Annotated in this window: 15 protein-coding genes; 5 read left to right on the forward strand and 10 right to left on the reverse strand. The window is 70.5% G+C overall.

Annotated elements, in window-relative coordinates:
- Positions 1 to 244: 244 nt before the first annotated feature.
- The 7 genes from fabF to HEP73_RS16465 all read right to left on the reverse strand — a co-directional run bounded on the left by fabF (position 245) and on the right by HEP73_RS16465 (position 6,075).
- Positions 245 to 1,480 (reverse strand): beta-ketoacyl-ACP synthase II, encoded by a 1,236-nt coding sequence (fabF, locus tag HEP73_RS16435; RefSeq protein ID WP_185820797.1) that lies wholly within the window; start codon positions 1,478 to 1,480, stop codon positions 245 to 247.
- Positions 1,481 to 1,609: 129 nt separating this feature from the next.
- Positions 1,610 to 1,849 (reverse strand): acyl carrier protein, encoded by a 240-nt coding sequence (gene acpP / locus HEP73_RS16440; RefSeq protein ID WP_003468806.1) that lies wholly within the window; start codon positions 1,847 to 1,849, stop codon positions 1,610 to 1,612.
- A gap of 154 nt (positions 1,850 to 2,003) precedes the next feature.
- The gene (gene fabG / locus HEP73_RS16445; protein WP_185820798.1) at positions 2,004 to 2,747 is read right to left on the reverse strand and encodes a 3-oxoacyl-ACP reductase FabG; all 744 of its coding nucleotides are present in this window, start codon (positions 2,745 to 2,747) and stop codon (positions 2,004 to 2,006) included.
- Positions 2,748 to 2,835: 88 nt separating this feature from the next.
- Positions 2,836 to 3,780, reverse strand: coding sequence for an ACP S-malonyltransferase (fabD, locus tag HEP73_RS16450; protein WP_185820799.1), 945 nt, complete (start codon positions 3,778 to 3,780; stop codon positions 2,836 to 2,838).
- 406 nt (positions 3,781 to 4,186) lie between these two features.
- Entirely contained in the window at positions 4,187 to 5,170 is a 984-nt protein-coding gene (locus HEP73_RS16455; protein ID WP_185820800.1) for a beta-ketoacyl-ACP synthase III, read from the reverse strand.
- A 96-nt stretch (positions 5,171 to 5,266) separates the two neighbouring features.
- Positions 5,267 to 5,461, reverse strand: coding sequence for a 50S ribosomal protein L32 (gene rpmF, locus HEP73_RS16460; protein WP_003468798.1), 195 nt, complete (start codon positions 5,459 to 5,461; stop codon positions 5,267 to 5,269).
- Positions 5,462 to 5,565: 104 nt separating this feature from the next.
- A complete protein-coding gene (locus HEP73_RS16465) occupies positions 5,566 to 6,075 on the reverse strand; it encodes a YceD family protein (RefSeq protein ID WP_185816664.1) in 510 nt (169 codons plus the stop codon).
- A 159-nt stretch (positions 6,076 to 6,234) separates the two neighbouring features.
- Between HEP73_RS16465 and HEP73_RS16470 the strand changes: the two genes are divergently transcribed.
- The gene (locus HEP73_RS16470; RefSeq protein WP_185820801.1) at positions 6,235 to 6,807 is read left to right on the forward strand and encodes a Maf family nucleotide pyrophosphatase; all 573 of its coding nucleotides are present in this window, start codon (positions 6,235 to 6,237) and stop codon (positions 6,805 to 6,807) included.
- Between the two features lie 16 nt (positions 6,808 to 6,823).
- Here the strand turns inward: HEP73_RS16470 and HEP73_RS16475 are convergent, their stop codons facing one another.
- Genes HEP73_RS16475 through HEP73_RS16485 form a run of 3 tightly spaced genes read right to left on the reverse strand, consistent with a single transcriptional unit; the run spans position 6,824 to position 11,563 of the window.
- Positions 6,824 to 8,674: a glycosyltransferase 87 family protein gene (locus HEP73_RS16475; protein ID WP_185820802.1), complete on the reverse strand. Its 1,851-nt coding sequence runs from the start codon at positions 8,672 to 8,674 to the stop codon at positions 6,824 to 6,826.
- Positions 8,671 to 9,666: a glycosyltransferase family 2 protein gene (locus HEP73_RS16480; protein WP_185820803.1), complete on the reverse strand. Its 996-nt coding sequence runs from the start codon at positions 9,664 to 9,666 to the stop codon at positions 8,671 to 8,673. The genes HEP73_RS16475 and HEP73_RS16480 overlap by 4 nt, the downstream gene beginning before the upstream one ends.
- Before the next feature lie 49 nt (positions 9,667 to 9,715).
- Positions 9,716 to 11,563 (reverse strand): ArnT family glycosyltransferase, encoded by a 1,848-nt coding sequence (locus HEP73_RS16485; RefSeq protein WP_185820804.1) that lies wholly within the window; start codon positions 11,561 to 11,563, stop codon positions 9,716 to 9,718.
- A 36-nt stretch (positions 11,564 to 11,599) separates the two neighbouring features.
- On the opposite strand from HEP73_RS16485, the gene HEP73_RS16490 reads away from it, so the two are divergent.
- From HEP73_RS16490 to HEP73_RS16505, 4 genes are read left to right on the forward strand one after another with little or no spacing between them, the layout of a single operon-like run.
- Positions 11,600 to 12,553, forward strand: a complete 954-nt coding sequence (locus tag HEP73_RS16490; protein ID WP_185820805.1) for an AAA family ATPase — start codon at positions 11,600 to 11,602, stop codon at positions 12,551 to 12,553.
- A gap of 5 nt (positions 12,554 to 12,558) precedes the next feature.
- On the forward strand, positions 12,559 to 13,515 hold the full coding sequence (locus HEP73_RS16495) for a DUF58 domain-containing protein (RefSeq protein WP_185820806.1): 957 nt from the start codon (positions 12,559 to 12,561) through the stop codon (positions 13,513 to 13,515).
- Entirely contained in the window at positions 13,508 to 15,457 is a 1,950-nt protein-coding gene (locus HEP73_RS16500) for a transglutaminase family protein (protein ID WP_185820807.1), read from the forward strand. Before HEP73_RS16495 ends, HEP73_RS16500 begins: the two co-directional genes overlap by 8 nt.
- A complete protein-coding gene (locus HEP73_RS16505; protein WP_179570652.1) occupies positions 15,454 to 15,981 on the forward strand; it encodes a Slp family lipoprotein in 528 nt (175 codons plus the stop codon). The genes HEP73_RS16500 and HEP73_RS16505 overlap by 4 nt, the downstream gene beginning before the upstream one ends.
- Positions 15,982 to 16,076 lie beyond the last annotated feature (95 nt).

Here is a 16,076-nt window from a genome sequence, read left to right on the forward strand (position 1 = left end):
TCGTGCGGCTCACAGATCATTGATTCCGCCCCGATCGCGGCTGCGACAGCCCCGACGTGGATCGCCGCCGCGCCAGCGCAAACGCAAACACTCAGGCATCAGCAAGGCAAATCCGCTCGCCAAAAACGAGGCGGCCGCGCCACCCGCTACAAGAGCGGTTTACACAAACGAACAAGCTCGAACACGGGGCGAAAACGGAACGCTCTTGCCAATCCCAAATCCCGAATCCCCAATCCCGGCTCAATCACATCCGCTTGAACACCAAGGTCCCATTGGTCCCGCCGAAGCCGAACCCATTGGACATCGCCACGTCGATCTTCTTCTCGCGCGCCACGTTCGGCACGTAGTCCAGATCGCAGCCTTCGCTGGGCTCTTCCAGGTTGATCGTCGGCGGGATGATGCCGGTGTGCAGCGCCATCACCGAGAAGATCGCCTCGGCGCCGCCGGCCGCGCCGAGCAGGTGCCCGGTCATCGACTTGGTCGAGCTGACCATGGTCTTGTAGGCGTGGTCGCCCAGCGCGCGCTTCATCGCCAGGGTCTCGGCCAGGTCGCCCAGCGGCGTGGAGGTGCCGTGCGCGTTGAGGTAGTCGATCTGGTCGGGATTGAGCTTGGCGTCCTTGATCGCCGCCAGCATGCTGCGCGCGGCACCTTCGCCGTCCTCGCTCGGGGCGGTCATGTGGAACGCGTCGGAGCTGGCGCCGAAGCCGACCAGCTCGGCATAGATGCGCGCGCCGCGCGCCTTGGCGTGTTCGTACTCTTCCAGCACCAGCACGCCGGCGCCGTCGCCGAGCACGAAGCCGTCGCGGCCCTTGTCCCACGGCCGCGAGGCGGCGGCGGGATCGTCGTTGCGGGTGGACATGGCCTTCATCGAGCAGAAGCCGCCGACCGAGGTCGGCGAGGAACCGCGCTCGGCGCCGCCGGCCAGCATCACGTCGGCGTCGCCGTGCTGGATCATGCGCAGCGCGGTACCGATCGAATGGTTGGAGGTGGCGCAGGCCGAGACCGCCGAGAAGGTCGGGCCCTTCAGGCCCTTGATCAGGCTCACCTGCCCCGGCAGCATGTTGATGATGGTGCTGGGAACGTAGAACGGCGAGATCTTGCGCGCGCCGCCCTCGTGGAATTTGATGGTCTGCTCTTCGATGCCGAGCAGGCCGCCGATGCCCGAGCCGAGGATCGCGCCGATGCGTTCGGCGTTGCTGTCGTCGATCACCAGGCCCGAATCGTCCAGCGCCATGAATGAGGCGCCGACGCCATAGTGGATGAACGAATCCATCTTCTTGACGTCCTTGGCGGACATGAACTTGGTCGGATCGAAATCCTTGATCTCGCCGGCGATCTTGGTGGTGAACTGCGACGCATCGATCTGCGTGATCGGGCCGATGCCGGAACGCCCGTTGACGATTCCATCCCAACTGCTGGCCAGGTCATTGCCCAACGGCGATACCAGGCCCATGCCGGTTACGACGACGCGACGGCTCATTGCGAAATCTCCTCGCCGCGGTACGCGCGGCGTTGACGCTGTAAAAACACAGGGCCGCAAGCGCGGCCCCATGGGATTGTCACGCGGACCGGACCCACGCAGGCGCCGATCGCGATCGAGAACGGAGCATCAGCTCTTGACGTGCGACTTGACGTAGTCGATGGCCTGCTGCACCGAGGTGATCTTCTCGGCTTCTTCGTCCGGAATTTCGCACTCGAACTCTTCTTCCAGCGCCATCACCAGCTCGACGGTATCGAGCGAGTCGGCACCCAGGTCATCGACGAACGATGCGCTGTTGGTGACTTCTTCTTCCTTGACGCCGAGTTGCTCGACGACGATTTTCTTGACGCGTTCTTCGATGGTGCTCATTGGGATATCGCTCCAGATGGAGTAGTGGTGGTTCAAAAACGCCATCGGGCTGCGATGGCCGCGTTGGATAGTGTAGTGGAAACCGCCCGGCGCTTGCATCGCTGCACAAACGCCCATCGATCAGCCACTTAGGCGCAGTCCTTGCGCCGCAGGCTTACGGCATGTACATCCCGCCGTTCACATGCAGGGTCTCTCCGGTGATGTAGCCGGCCCCGGGGCCGACCAGGAACGCCACCGCGTTGGCGATGTCGGCCGGCTGGCCGAGCTGGCCGAGCGCGATCTGCTCGAGCAACGCGGTGCGTTGCGCCTCGGGCAGGGCCTTGGTCATGTCGGTGTCGATGAAGCCCGGCGCGACCACGTTGACGGTGATGCCGCGCGAGCCGATTTCCTTGGCCATCGACTTGGAGAAGGCGATGATCCCGGCCTTGGCCGCGGCGTAGTTGGCCTGGCCCGCATTGCCGGTCACCCCGACCACCGAGGCGATGTTGACGATGCGGCCCTTGCGCGCCTTCATCATGCCGCGCAGCACCGCCTTGGAGGTGCGGAACACGCTGGTCAGGTTGGTGTCGATGATCGCCTGCCAGTCCTCTTCCTTCATCCGCATCAGCAGGTTGTCGCGGGTGATGCCGGCGTTGTTGACCAGGATCGAGACCGCGCCGAATTCCTTGCCGATCGCCTCGATCAGCGCCTCGACCGCGGCCGGGTCGGTGACGTCCAGCGCGCGGCCGTGACCGCCGTTGGCGGCCATCCGCTCGCCGATCGCCTGCGCGCCGGAGGCGGAGGTGGCGGTGCCGATGACGGTGGCGCCCTGCGCGGCCAGGGTGTCGGCGATGGCCGCGCCGATGCCGCGGCTGGCGCCGGTGACCAGGGCGATCTCGCCCTGCAATGGCTTGCTCATCTGCTGTTCCTTGGGGGACGGACGGCGCGCGAGGCGCCGCGGGAAAGGAGGCCGCCGCGGGCGTACCCGCCCGCGCGCGGCAGCGGGATCAGGCGACCCAGGTCTCGAGCGCGGTGGCGAAGTCGGCCGGGGTGGCCAGCGCGCGCCCGTCCAGCGACTTGTCGATGCGCTTGATCAGCCCGGTCAGCACCTTGCCTGGGCCGCATTCGGCCACGCGGGTGGCGCCGCGCGCGGCCAGCGCCTGCACGCAACCGGTCCAGCGCACCGGCAGGTACAACTGCTCGACCAGCGCCTGGCGGATCGCATCGACGCCGTCGTGCACCTGCGCATCCACGTTCTGCACCACCGGCAGTTGCGGCGCGTGCCAGGCCATGCCGCGCATCGCCTCGGCCAGGCGGTTGGCCGCCTCGCGCATCAGTGGCGTATGCGAGGGCACGCTGACCGCCAGCTTCACCGTCTTGCGCACGCCGCGCTCGGCCAGCAGCGCCAGCGCGCGGTCGACCGCCGCCGCGTCGCCGCCGATCACCACCTGGCCGGGCGAGTTGTAGTTGGCCGGGACCACCACCTGGCTGCCGGCGGCCTGCGCGCAGACCTCCTCGACCAGCGCGTCCTCGGCGCCGATCACCGCGGCCATCGCGCCGACCCCGGCCGGGGCCGCGTCCTGCATCAGCTGACCGCGCAGGCGCACCAGGTGCGCGCCGTCGTGCAGCGACAGCGCGCCGGCCGCGACCAGCGCGCTGTATTCGCCCAGGCTGTGCCCGGCCAGCAGCGCCGGACGCGCGCCGCCCTGGGCCAGCCACAGCCGCCACAGCGCCACGCTCGCCGCCAGCAGCGCCGGCTGGGTGTATTCGGTGCGGTTGAGCATTTCCTCGGGGCCGCCCTGGGTCAGCGCCCACAGGTCGACGCCGGCGCCGTCGGAGGCCTCGACGAAGCTGTCGCGCAGCTTCGGGTGCAGCTCGGACAGTTCGGCCAGCATGCCCAGCGATTGCGAACCCTGGCCGGGGAAAACGAAGGCGAGTGTGGAATCGGTCACGCGGATGCGCCTGCAAAAATCGAGCGGCGATGATACGGGCGAAACCGGCCGTGCGTCTGTACCCGGGCGTATGTGCGCCGGCACGGCGGCGGTCGCAGCGCGGCCGGATACGGACGGCGCGCGACCCGGCGCAGCGCGACGGGGACCGCGCCCGGGACCGGCGACCGCGAAGGCAGACCGCGCCGCGGCGGCGGGACGCGCCAGCGTTGGATCGGCCGAGGTTCGAGCGGGCACGCGCTTTCATGCGGATCCCGACGTTCGATCGGGCCACCCTTGGGTCAAAGGATTGGATCAACGCAATGGAGGCGGCCATCGCCGCCGCTTGCACCGGGGCGAGGCGCATGGCGCGCTCGCACCCGCCGCGGGCCATGGCGCGCCTGGCGCCATGCCGCGGGGATTTCCGGACTCAGTAGCGCAGCAGCGCCGAGCCCCAGGTGAAGCCGCCACCGAAGGCTTCCAGCAGCAGCAGCTGGCCGCGCTGCACGCGGCCGGAACGCACCGCCACGTCCAGCGCCATCGGCACCGAGGCGGACGAGGTGTTGCCGTGGATGTCCACCGTCACCACCACCTGCTCCATCGACAGCTCCAGGCGCTTGGCGGTGGCTTCGATGATGCGCAGGTTGGCCTGGTGCGGGATCAGCCAGTCCAGGTCGCCCTTGTTCAGGCCGTTGGCGTCGAGGGTCTCGTCGACCACCGCGTCCAGCGCCTTGACCGCGTACTTGAACACCTCGCTGCCCTTCATCTGGATGCCGCCGGCGGAGGCGTCGCCGGTGCCGTCGCCGAGCCCGGTGGAGATGCCGACCGGATTCCACAGCAGTTCCTTCTTGCTGCCGTCGGCATGCAGATGGGTGCTGAGGATGCCGGTGTCTTCGTCGGCGCGCAGGACCACCGCACCGGCGCCGTCGCCGAACAGCACGCAGGTGGTGCGCTCGGTCCAGTCGACGATGCGGCTGAGGGTCTCGGTGCCGATCACCAGCACGGTCTTGGCGTCGCCGCAGCGGATGAACTTGTCGGCCACGCTGAGCGCGTAGACGAAGCCCGAGCAGGCGGCGTTGACGTCCAACGCGGCGCAACCGACCGCGCCCAGCCGCGCCTGGATCAGGCAGGCGGTGGACGGGAAGATCAGATCCGGGGTGGTGGTGCCGACGACGATCATGTCGAGCGCGGCGACCTCGATGCCGGCCGCCTCGATCGCCTTCAACGCGGCTTCGTAGCCGAGGTCGCCGGCGGTCTGGCCCGGCGCGGCGATGTGCCGCTCGCGGATGCCGGTACGGCTGCGGATCCATTCGTCGCTGGTATCGACCATGTGCGACAGATCGTCGTTGGTCAACACTTTTTCAGGCAAATAGCTACCGGTGCCCGCGATCCTGGAATAGATCCGCTTGCTCATGCTGATTCCTGTTGCCTGTTACGCAGGCCGCCCGTGCGGGCGCGGCCTGTGAAGATGGGTGACTCCGTCCGCCGCGGCGCGAGGGACGGGCACAAATCAATCTTCTTCGACCTGCGAGGTCTTGGTGACGATCACCTTCTTGCCGCGGTAGTAGCCGTCGGCGGTGATGTGGTGGCGCAGGTGGATCTCGCCGCTGGTCGGGTCGGTCGACAGCTGCTTGGCGCTGAGGGCGTCGTGCGAACGGCGCTGGCCGCGGCGGGACGGGGTGACACGGGATTTCTGCACAGCCATGGGATTGCTCCAAACTCGGTTCGTTTACATCTGTCGTCATTACGTCGCGCAGGACGCGCGCGTCCGGCAACAACCTTCAAGGCAGCGGGCCGGCGAGCCGACCGCTACTGTTTCTTCAGCGCCGCCAACGCCGCGAACGGGTTGGCCTTGCTCACCTCTTCCTCGGTCGCCGGCCAGTCCTGTTCGACCGCCTCGCTTCCGGGCGCCACCGGCACCAGCGGAACCGCCAGCACCAACTCGTCCTCGACCAGATCGGCGGGCCGCAGCATGCCGTCGTCCGGCACCAGCAAGGCCTCGTACTCCGGCGGCAGCGCGGCCTCTTCGGCCTCGCTGCGGATCAGTCCCAGCCGCTGTACGCTGGACACCGGCAGCAGGAAGCGCTGCAGGCTGCGCTGACAGATCAGCGGCAGCTCGGTTTCGAGCGTCAGTTCGACGTAGGACACTTGCAGTACAGCGTCGCGGCCGAATTCCAGCGTGTAGCGGCATTCGCCTTCGGTATCGGCCAGACTGCCTTGCAGACGGGTCATCGCCGAGAGCGGCAGGCGGTCTTCGAAGACCCTGCGCGCTGCGACCATCCGCCAGGCATCCAACAGTTCGGGCACGTTCGCGGACATAAGCCGCAGAATGTTAAGGACTAGGACAGGCTCTGTCAAACCTGTCCCTGCCATCCTGCCACGCTCGTCATTCTGCACGTCCCACGGCCTGCTTGCCCGGCCCGGCCTGCCGCCGCAGACTGCCGGCCCCGGCGCCCGCGCCGCCCTGCCCGACCGCCGATGCCGCGCCTGATCCTGGCCTCCACCTCCGTCTACCGCCGCGAGCTGCTGCAGCGCCTGCGCCTGCCCTTCGACAGCGCCCGCCCGCAGGTCGAGGAGACGCCGCTGCCCGGGGAAGCGCCGCTGGCGCTGGCGCAGCGCCTGGCGCGGGCCAAGGCCGCGGCGGTGGCGGCCGGCGCCGCCGATGCCTGGGTGATCGGCTCCGACCAGGTCGCCGAACTCGATGGCCAGCCGCTGGGCAAGCCCGGCCATGCCGAGGCCGCGCAGGCGCAGCTGGCGGCGATGTCCGGACGCAGCGTGCGCTTCCATACCGCGGTGTGCCTGCTGCGCGGCGAACGGGCGCTGCAGCTGTGCGACCTGACCGAAGTGCGCTTCCGCGTGCTGCAGGCTGAGGAGATCGCCCGCTACGTCGCCGCCGAGCAGCCGCTGGACTGCGCCGGCAGCTTCAAGTGCGAGGGCCTGGGTATCAGCCTGTTCAGCGCGATCCACAGCCAGGACCCGACCGCGCTGGTCGGGCTGCCGCTGATCGGCCTGGCCGGGCTGCTGCGCGAGGCCGGCTACGTGCTGCCCTAGGTCGCGTCCGCCGGCATCAGCGCCGGCCGACCCGGCACCACTGGTACGGAAAGCGCGCCTGCCCGACCCAGGACTCGTGGACCGCGCAGGTGTCCAGCTGCAAGGCCAGGCCGTAGCGGGCCAGTTGCTGGTCGGCCAGATCCAGCGCCGCGCGGTCGCCGGCGGCGATGTCGATGGCCCGTTCCGGCAGGATCGTCCACTGGCAGCGGCCATCGTGCTCGGTCACTGCCGCGCGTACCGGCCTGTGCGCCAGGCGCCGCATCAGCCGGCAGTCCGGCCCGTGGTCCAGGCCCAGGCGCGCAGCCAGCGCATTGAGCCGCTGCAAGCGCGCGACGTTGCGATCCACCGTCGCCGGCAACAGCGCATAGCCCTGGCCGCGTTCGGCCAGCAGCGCCTGCACGCGCTCGGCATAGGCCGGCGATTCGGGAAAATTGGACGCCACCGACGCGTACGCCGCCTGCGCCGGCAGGAACGGGATGCGCCACGACTGCGGCACATCGCCGACCAGCAGCACCAGGCTGCGCGCCGGCTGCGGCATGCTCGGCGCCTGCACCCGGAACGCCGCGCGCGCCCAGCGTTCGTGGCCCCAGTCGCCCCAGCCCTGTATGGCGACCAGTGCGCAGGCGATCAGCGCCCAGCGCGCCGCCGGCGCGGCGATGCGTGCCGGCAGCAAGCGCCGCAGCCCGACCCACAGCAGCAGCGGCGCCAGCAACTCCGGTACCACCAGGTAACGCTGGATGCTGAAGACCGACTGCCAGGCCAGGTACGCGACCACGAAGAACACCAGCAGCGCGCGCCATGCCGGCGCGACCACGTCGCTGGCCACCGCGGGCCGGGGTGGCCGGCGCAGCGCGAAGCGCAGCAGCGTGGCCAGACCGACCAGGTACAGCAATGGCCAGACGATCTGCCGCAAGGCGACCTCGCTGACCCGGTTCGGCGCGAACGAGAAGTGCAGCGGCCAACTCAGCCACTGCAGCCAGCCCTGCGGCAGCCAGCGCGTATCGCTGAGCGCGACCGGCTGCGCCAGCGGCGCCAGGAAATGGCTGTTGAACTGCGGGAACAGCGGGTTGCCGAAGGCCTTCCACACGCCCAGCAACCACGGCCCGGCCAGGACCGCGAAGCCGAGCACGGTGACCACGGTCAGCACCGCGGCGCCGCCGACGCGTTGCCGCATGCGCCCGCCCGCGACCAGCGCGGCCACGCCCAGCGCGAGCGCGAACAGCGCATTGGTCAGCTTGCAGGCCAGCGCCAGGCCCAGCAATGCACCGGCCAGCGCCCACCACGCCACCGCCACGCCCTGCCCGGCCGCCTGTTGCCGGCGCTGCGCGTGCAGCGCGGCCAGCAAGGCGCCCAGCACCGGCAGTGCGCTGCTGTTGTCGGCCATGGTCCCGGCGAATTCGGACAGGAACGCAGCGCTGCACATGCCGGCCAGGGCCAGCCACGGCGCCAACCGCGCCCGATCCAGGCGCGGATCCAGCACCTGCCAGACGATGCCGGCCAGCAGCAGGAACGCCAGCGCGTGCAGCGCGCCCATCGCGAAGCCCGCCAGCGGCGCCGGCAGGCCGGTCATCAGCGCGTAGTGCAGCACGTCCAGCAACGGATTGAAGTAGCTCTGCAACTGCGCCGGCGCCAGGTCCGTGCCGAGGCGGCCGTGCAGCGCGGCATAGCCGTTGTACAGGTGGTAATTGCGCAGATCCCAGTTGGCATCCTGGCCCAGCAGCAGCGACAGCAGGCCGCCGAGCAGCGCCACCGCGATGCCGGCGGCGATCACGTTGCCGCGGCTGTGGAAGGCGAAGCGGCGATCCAGCGCGCGCAGCAGACGCTGGCGGCGGCTCGGACCCGGCACTGCGTCGCTTGCCGCACTCATGCGTGGTCGCCTTCGGCCGTGGCAGACGCCGGCGGCGCACGCGACGGCAGCGCCGGGATCGCCAGATAGGCCAGGCGCTTGGCCTCGACCCGGCCGCGCGTGACCGTGTCCAGGATCAGCCCGCAGGCCAGCAACAGGAAGCCGAGCAGCACCAGCGCCGAGCACAGGATCGCGGTCGGAAAACGCGGCACCAGGCCGGTGTGCGCATAGGTGAGCACCAACGGCACCGCCAGCCCCAGTGCCAGCAGCACGCAGGCGCCGAAGCCCAGCGAGAAGAACAGCAACGGCCGCTCGGCCTTGAACAGGCGCAGGATGGTCAGCAGGATCCGCGTGCCGTCGTGCCAGGTGCGCAGCTTGCTTTGCGAACCCTGCGGCCGCGCGCCGTAGGCCGTGGCCACTTCCGCCACCGGCATGCGCAACTGCAGGGCGTGCACCGCCAGTTCGGTCTCGGTCTCGAAGCCGGCGGCATGCGCGGGAAACGACTTCACGTAGCGCCGCGAGAACACCCGGTAGCCGGACAGCATGTCGTCGAAACTGCGCCCGAACAGGAAGCTCACGCAGCGGGTCAGCAGCACGTTGCCGACACGGTGCCCGGCGCGATAGGCCGCGGCCTCGTCGCTGCGCCGCGCGCCGACCACCATGTCCAGGCCATCGCGCAGCAGGCGCTCGATCAGCGCCGGCGCCATCGCCGCGTCGTAGGTCGCATCGCCATCGACCAGCACGTACACGTCGGCATCGACATCGGCGAACAGGCGCCGCACCACGTTGCCCTTGCCCTGCAACGCGACTTCGCGCACCTGCGCGCCGGCCGCGCGCGCGCGCTCGATGGTGGCGTCGCTGGAATTGTTGTCGAACACGTGGATGCTCGCCGTCGGCAACTGCGCGGCGAACGCGGCGATCACCTGGCCGATCGTGGCCGCTTCGTTATGGCAGGGAACCAGCACCGCGATCCGCGGCAGGGCCGCGGCGTGGGCAGCAGAAAGACTCGGCATGGGCGGTGGGCGGTCCTGCGCGGCGGGCGTGGAAAGGCGCGCCATGCTATCAGCGGCGGCGCAGTTCGATCGGCTGCTCCCACCACTCCTCGACGCTGCCGTCGCGGCCATGCAGGCGCAGGCCGAGCCAATGCGTGCCCGGCGCCAATCCGCTGGCATCGAGTTCGGCGCGGAAGCCGACGTTGGGATGACCCGGATCGGTGGAGATCTTCCAGAACGCGGTGATGTCGTAGGTCTCGCCGTAGCGCGCCTGCGCGGCGACCTTGCCGTCGAGCAGCACCTCGACCCGGGCGATGCCCACGCCATCCTTGAACGCCCAGCCGGACACCTCGAAATGCGGCGCCACCTTGTCGCCCACGCCCGGCGCGTTGAACCAGGCCATCGCCGGCGTCGTGCACGGCCCAGGCAGGCGTTGCGCCGGCAGCGCGAACAGCAGGAAGCGCTGGTTGCCGTGATCGCTGGACACCACCTTCGGCGGCGGCAACGGGCCGACCAGTTCACACACCGCGTGATAGCGCTGCAGCAGCAACCGGTATTTCATGTCGCTGGGCGACAGCACCAGCAGCCGCGGCCCATCGCGCCGGCCGTCGCCGAGCAGGCCCCACTGGCGCAGCTGCGCGCTGCGTCCGTGCTTGTCGTTCAACGCATGCGGCAGCACCTGGATATCGGCATCGCCCAGTTCGAAACCGAGCTCGGCGCCGACCTTGAAGTTGTCGGCCAGCACCTGCGTGCCCGCCGGCATCGCCGCCAGTTCGCGGCGCACCGCCGAGGCCAGCGGCTTCCAGCCGGCGAAGTTGCGCGGGTAGTACTTGTCGCCGGCGGCATGCTCGCGCACCGACGGCACCGACACCGCCAGGTAATAGCCGAACGCGCCGACCAGACCGATCCCGGTCAGCAACCAGGTCGCGCGGCGCAGCCGCTTCGGCCAGCCGTTGAGGATCACCGGCGCGGCGATCAGCAAGGCCAGATAGCCCGGCAACGGCCAATGGAAACTGATGCGCTCGGCATCGGTGAAGAAGCCGAGCAGGAAGATGCCCAGCGTGGACACGCCGCCGAGCAGGCCGAAATAGCGCCACTGCACGCGCGCGCCACCGCTGCCGCCGCCGCGCGTGGCCACCAGCGCCACTTTCCACATCGCCACCGCCAGCAGCGGCGTGACCAGCAGGCCCTGGATCAGCACGAAGGCGATGCCGCCGGGCTGGAAGCTCCATGGATGCCGATCGATCAGCTGGAACTTGACTCCGGCCTCGCCGTTGTCCGCATTCCAGGCCAGCAGCGGCAGCCAGGCGACGATACCCATCGCCAGCGCCACCCACACCTGCGGATCGCGCAGCATGCGTCGGCCCTGAGGGATCAGCAGCAGCGCGATCGCGCCGACCCCGATCACCCCGGCAAAGCGGTAATGGCTCAGCGCGCCGAGGGTCAGGCCAAGCGCCAGTTCCACCGCGCTCATCGCATCGATCTGGCGCAGCAGCCGCGCGCTGGCATCCATGCACAGGATCGTCGCCAGCGCCATCGGCACGTCCGGCAAGGCGAGGATGCCGAGCGTGCCCGACAGCGGCATCAGCAAGGTCAGGCTGCCGGCGCGCCAGCCGGCCACCGCACCGAACCAGCGCGTGGCGATGCGCGCGATCAGCCACGGCATCAACGCCGACAAAAGCAGGAACGGCGCGCGCAGCGCCAGCAGGTGGTCGCCGCCGAGCGCCACGCCCAGCCGCGCCAGCCAGGCGGTCAGCCCGGGCAGATCCGAATAGGCGGCGGCCAGGTGCTGGCCTTCCTGCCAATAGAACGCCTCGTCGACGAACAACGGCAGGCGCGCGGCCACCAGCAGCTTGGCTGCGGTGACCAGCATCCACAGCACCATGAAGGTGGTGCGTGCACGTTGTTCGCCTTGCATTGCCTTTAGACTCCCCTAAACCGTTGCGAGAATGCGATGCCTACTCCGCCCCGCTTGCCGGAAATGCTAACCGATACGCTGCGCGAGGCGCTCGCGCAGGCCCAGCAGCAGGTCAATTCGCTGGTCCTGGGCAAGCCGCAGCAGGTGCGCATGGCGTTTGTCGCGCTGCTGTCCGGAGGACATCTGCTGATCGAGGACCTGCCCGGGCTTGGCAAGACCACGCTGGCGCATGCGCTGGCCGCGAGCCTGGGATTGAGCTTCCAACGCGTGCAGTTCACCTCCGACCTGCTGCCGGCCGACGTGCTCGGCGTGTCGGTGTACGACGCGCAATCGCGCCAGTTCCAGTTCCATCCCGGCCCGGTGTTCGCGCACGTGCTGCTCGCCGACGAGATCAACCGCGCGCCGCCGCGCACGCAGAGCGCGCTGCTGGAAGCGATGGCCGAACAGCAGGTCACCCTGGACGGCACCACGCATCCACTGCCGGCGCCGTTCTTCGTCATCGCCACGCAGAATCCGGTGGACCTGTCGGGCACCTTCCCGCTGCCCGATTCGCAGCTGGACCGTTTCCTGCTGCGGCTGGCGCTGGGCTATCCCAGCGCCGAATCCGAACGCGCGCTGCTCAGCGGCAGCGACCGCCGCGACCTGATCGCACAGGCGCGGCCGCTGCTCAGCGACACCGACATGGCCACGCTGCGGCACAGCGTGGAACAGATCCACGCCAGCGACGCGCTGGTCGGCTACGTGCAGGCGCTGCTCGCGCGCAGCCGCCAGCATCCTGGCGTGCGCGTGGGCCTGTCGCCGCGCGCCGGCATCGCGCTGCTGCGCGCGGCCAAGGCGCACGCGCTGCTGCTTGGCCGCGCGCACGCGCTGCCCGAGGACGTGCAGGCGCTGTTCGTGGCGGTCGCCGAACATCGCCTGGTGTCCGAACAGGAGTCGGCCTCCGGGCAAGCGCTGGCCAAGGCGATCCTGCACAGCGTGGCGGTGGACTGAGGCCGATGCGGGCACGGCTGCGCGAGTGGCGGCAGGCGCTGGCACGGCTGGCGCGGCCGCGCGATCCCGAGTCGTTGCCGGTGCGGCTGGACCGGCGCCGGATCTACATCCTGCCCACGCCGTTCGGCGGCTTCCTGGCGCTGCTGCTCGGCGCGATGCTACTCGGCGCGCTCAACTACAACAACAACCCCGCCTTGCTGCTGGCGATGCTGCTCGGCGCGGCCGCCATCGCCAGCGCGATCGCGGCCCACCTGCAGCTGTCGGGACTGCGCCTGGACGCGCTGTCGGCCGAACCGGTCGCGGCCGGCACGCCGCTGCGGCTGCGCCTGGCGCTGGCCGCCGGCGACGCCCGCCAGCGCCGTGGCCTGCGCGTGGCGCATGCCGACCGGCACACCTACATCGACCTGCACGGCGACGGCGCCACCGAAGCCGATCTGGAACTGCCCACCGAACGCCGCGGCTGGCTCGACCTGCAGCGCATCCGCATTTCCACCACCCAGCCGCTGGGCCTGCTGCGCGCCTGGGCCTGGTTCTGGCCGGACGCGCCGCTGTTGGTCTATCCGCAACCGGAAAGCGACGGGCCGCCGCTGCCGCACGGCGACGGCACCCCGACCCAGACCCGCCTGCACGCGCTCGGCGAAGAGCTGCAGCAGTTGCGCCCGTACCGCGCCGGCGATGCGCCGCGCGCGATCTCCTGGAAGCACTCGGCGCGCCGCGACACGTTGCTGGTGCGCGAATACGAACGCCCGATCGGCGTGGACGTGGTGCTCGACTGGCGCAGCCTGCCGGCGCTGCCCTACGAGCGCCGCATCGCGCGGCTGGCGCGCTGGGTCAACGAGGCCGAGCGCGACGGCCGCCGCTACCGCCTGCTGCTGCCGGGGCAGCCGCCGCTGGGCCCGGGCCGCGGCCCGCAACACCGGCACCTGTGCCTGCGCGCGCTGGCGCTGCTGCCGCATGGCTGAGCCGCGCTCGCCCGCGCTGCGCGACAGCAGCCGCCACTGGGCGCTGGGTGCCGGCCTGCTGGCGCTGCTGCCGCTGCTGCTGCAGCTGCCCGGCGCGCTGGCGCTGCTGTTCGCGGCGACCGCGCTGCTGATCGGCGCCAGTTCGGCATGGCGGCCGCTGCCGGCCGTGCTGCGCCTGCTGCTGGTGGCGGCGATGCTGGCGGCGATCTACTGGCAGGTCGGCATGCGCTTCGGGCGCGATACCGGCTGCGCCATGCTCGCGGCGATGCTGGCGATCAAGCCGTCGGAACTGAAGACGCTGCGCGATGCGCGCAGCCTGCTCGGCTTCGCCCTGTTCGCGCCGTTCGCCGCGTTCCTGCTGGACCAGGGGCCGATCACGATGCTGCTGGGGCTGGCCGCGGTGATCGCCGCGCTGCTGTGCATGCAGCGCCTGGCCGACCAGGAAGGACACAGCGCCGCGCCGCCGCTGCGCGGCCAGCTGCGCGGCGTCGGCCGGCTGCTGGCGCTGGGCCTGCCGCTGGCGCTGGCCGCGTTCTGGCTGTTCCCGCGCCTGGGCTCGCCGCTGTGGGGCGTGCCCGAGCGCGCGCTGGGCCGGCCTGGCCTGTCGGACACGATGAGCCCGGGCCAGTGGCTGGACCTGATGGCCGACGACACCCCGGCGCTGCGCGTGCAGTTCTTCGGCCGCGTGCCGGCACCGGCGCAACGCTACTGGCGTGGGCCGGTGCTGTGGGATTTCGACGGCAGTACCTGGCGTGCGGATCGCGGCAATGCGTATCTGCCGGCGCCGGCGGTGCAGACCGGCGCGGCCGCGTGGGATTACGAGATCGAGGTCGAGCCGACCGATCGCCGCCAGCTGGTGGCGCTGGACCTGCCGCTGCAGGCGCCGGAAGGCACCCGCATCTCCGCCGACTACGTGCTGCACAGCGAGCGCCCGCTCGGCGCGCTGACCCGCTGGCGCCTGCGCTCGGCGCCGCCGCTGCGCTTCGAGGCCGCGCTGGCGCCGGCGCAGCGCCAGCGCGCGCTGGCGCTGCCGCCCGGCTACAACCCGCGCACCCTGGCGCTGGCCAAACAATGGCGGCAGCAGGCCGGCGCCGACGATGCCGCGATCGTGGCGCGCGCGCTGCAGTGGATCCACCGCGACTTCGCCTACACGCTGGAGACGCCGCTGCCCGGCCGCGACGGCGTGGACGAATTCCTGTTCCAGCAGAAGGCCGGGTTCTGCCAGCACTTCAGCTCCGCCTTCGTGGTGCTGATGCGCGGCGCCGGCATCCCCGCACGCGTGGTCACCGGCTATGCCGGCGGCACCCGCAATCCGTTCGGCGGCTATTGGGTGGTGCGGCGCATGGACGCCCACGCCTGGACCGAGGTGTGGCTGCCGCAGCGCGGCTGGGTGCGCGTGGACCCGACCGCCGCGGTCGCCCCGGAACGCATCTACGACACCTTGGAAGACCGCCTCGGCGGCGACGCCGGTGCCCAGGGCGGCGGCGCCGACTGGCAACTGCGCGATGTCGGCGACTGGCTGCGCCGCGGCTGGAACGACCTGGTGCTGTCCTTCGACGCCAACCGCCAACAGCAGCTGTTGAGCAACCTGGGCATCGCCAAGCTGGAGCCGGCGCAACTGGTCGCCTTGTTCGCCGGCTTCGCCGCCCTGCTGCTGGGCTGGATGGCCTGGCTGCTGGCGCGCGGCGAACGCGAGCGCGACCCGCTGCTGCGCGCCTGGCGCCGGCTGGGCCGGCGCTACGCCCGGCTCGGCCTGGGCCGCGAAGCGCACGAACCGGCGCTGCTGTGGGCATCGCGTGTACACCAGGTGATGGAGGCAAACGCGTTGCTTTCGCTCAGCCAACGTTTCGCCGATTCGCGCTACGCTGGCGCGGATTCGGACAGGGCTTCATTGTTGCGCGACCTGCGCAGGCACCGTCCGCATACCGGAGCATTTCGATGAAGATCCGATTGCTGTTCCCCGTCCTGGCCGTTCTCGCCCTGGGTGCCTGCGCGACCGCGCCCAAGCCGCTGCAAGGCCAATTCGCCACCGTCACCCCGCGCGACTCGGTCGCCGGCCAGCAGGTCGGTACCTCGGTGCGTTGGGGCGGCAAGATCATCCAGACCAAGCCCGGCCAGGGCCAGACCTGCTTCCAGATGCTGTCGCGGCCGTTGAGCGCCAGCGGCCGTCCGGACAGCGACTCGGCCGACGCCAGCGACGGCCGCTTCATCGCCTGCCGCTCCGGCTTCTACGACCCGGCGGTGTTCGAACCCGGCCGCGAGGTGACCTTCATCGGCCACGTCGCCGGCTACGAAAGCACCCGCATCGGCGAGTACGACTACCGCCTGCCGAAGATCGATGCCGACGTGGTCTACCTGTGGCCGGTGGTGCGCCAGGTCGACGTGGTCCCCGCCTACCCGTACGGCCCCTGGGGCCCGTGGGATCCGTGGGGCCCGCGCTGGGGCTGGGGCCGCGGCTGGTGGTAAGCCGCCCGGCGCCACGCGCTGTGTCATGATGGAGAAGAAAACGCCGCTGAAAAGCGGCGTTTTCTGTTTGGCCGGCAGGGCTGCGGCAAATCGCG

Origin of the sequence: Xanthomonas sp. GW (genome assembly GCF_014236815.1) — a bacterium.
Lineage (GTDB): Bacteria > Pseudomonadota > Gammaproteobacteria > Xanthomonadales > Xanthomonadaceae > Xanthomonas_A.

Excerpts from the sequence above, each read along its gene's own strand:
- fabF (WP_185820797.1), bottom strand. The coding sequence starts at position 1,480 with ATGAGCCGTCGCGTCGTCGTAACCGGCATGGGCCTGGTATCGCCGTTG.
- acpP (WP_003468806.1), bottom strand. The coding sequence starts at position 1,849 with ATGAGCACCATCGAAGAACGCGTCAAGAAAATCGTCGTCGAGCAACTC.
- fabG (WP_185820798.1), bottom strand. The coding sequence starts at position 2,747 with ATGAGCAAGCCATTGCAGGGCGAGATCGCCCTGGTCACCGGCGCCAGC.
- HEP73_RS16455 (WP_185820800.1), bottom strand. The coding sequence starts at position 5,170 with ATGAGCAAGCGGATCTATTCCAGGATCGCGGGCACCGGTAGCTATTTG.
- rpmF (WP_003468798.1), bottom strand. The coding sequence starts at position 5,461 with ATGGCTGTGCAGAAATCCCGTGTCACCCCGTCCCGCCGCGGCCAGCGC.
- HEP73_RS16465 (WP_185816664.1), bottom strand. The coding sequence starts at position 6,075 with ATGTCCGCGAACGTGCCCGAACTGTTGGATGCCTGGCGGATGGTCGCA.
- HEP73_RS16470 (WP_185820801.1), top strand. The coding sequence starts at position 6,235 with ATGCCGCGCCTGATCCTGGCCTCCACCTCCGTCTACCGCCGCGAGCTG.
- HEP73_RS16475 (WP_185820802.1), bottom strand. The coding sequence starts at position 8,674 with ATGAGTGCGGCAAGCGACGCAGTGCCGGGTCCGAGCCGCCGCCAGCGT.
- HEP73_RS16480 (WP_185820803.1), bottom strand. The coding sequence starts at position 9,666 with ATGCCGAGTCTTTCTGCTGCCCACGCCGCGGCCCTGCCGCGGATCGCG.
- HEP73_RS16485 (WP_185820804.1), bottom strand. The coding sequence starts at position 11,563 with ATGCAAGGCGAACAACGTGCACGCACCACCTTCATGGTGCTGTGGATG.
- HEP73_RS16490 (WP_185820805.1), top strand. The coding sequence starts at position 11,600 with ATGCCTACTCCGCCCCGCTTGCCGGAAATGCTAACCGATACGCTGCGC.
- HEP73_RS16495 (WP_185820806.1), top strand. The coding sequence starts at position 12,559 with ATGCGGGCACGGCTGCGCGAGTGGCGGCAGGCGCTGGCACGGCTGGCG.
- HEP73_RS16500 (WP_185820807.1), top strand. The coding sequence starts at position 13,508 with ATGGCTGAGCCGCGCTCGCCCGCGCTGCGCGACAGCAGCCGCCACTGG.
- HEP73_RS16505 (WP_179570652.1), top strand. The coding sequence starts at position 15,454 with ATGAAGATCCGATTGCTGTTCCCCGTCCTGGCCGTTCTCGCCCTGGGT.